Origin of the sequence: Mesorhizobium sp. M8A.F.Ca.ET.207.01.1.1, assembly GCF_004794715.1 — a bacterium.
Lineage (GTDB): Bacteria > Pseudomonadota > Alphaproteobacteria > Rhizobiales > Rhizobiaceae > Mesorhizobium.
The window spans coordinates 1-325 of record NZ_SRUS01000354.1; the positions used below are offsets into that span (position 1 = coordinate 1).

Sequence of the window (325 nt, forward strand, 5' to 3'; positions counted from 1 at the left end):
ATGATCTCCGGCCTGCTGCCGGTGGTGGGCATTCCGATGCCGCTGATCAGTTACGGCGGGACCTCGGCGGTTTCGCTGTTGGCCGGCATCGGACTGGTGATGGCGGTGCGTGGGCACCGGCCCGTGCACGGGGGATAGGGTTTCCAGCCAACGGCGCAGCCCCTCGTGGGTGGAGTCTGGGTGGTCGCGGACAGCAGAAGCTGCGGTGGGCCGGTCGGGTTGGGTACGCGGGGGACGCCGTGAATCCGTCCATGGAGGCTTGGCAGCCGCATCCATGCGGCTGACACCCCCGCGTACCCAACCCGACCGTCCTCTGACAGATTTC

The 325-nt window shown here is 68.0% G+C and carries 1 protein-coding gene; it reads left to right on the forward strand.

The window, feature by feature from the left end:
* The coding region (locus EN850_RS34890) for an FtsW/RodA/SpoVE family cell cycle protein (protein ID WP_189591323.1) at nucleotides 1-138 on the forward strand (138 nt) is incomplete at its 5' end.
* Nucleotides 139-325 lie beyond the last annotated feature (187 nt).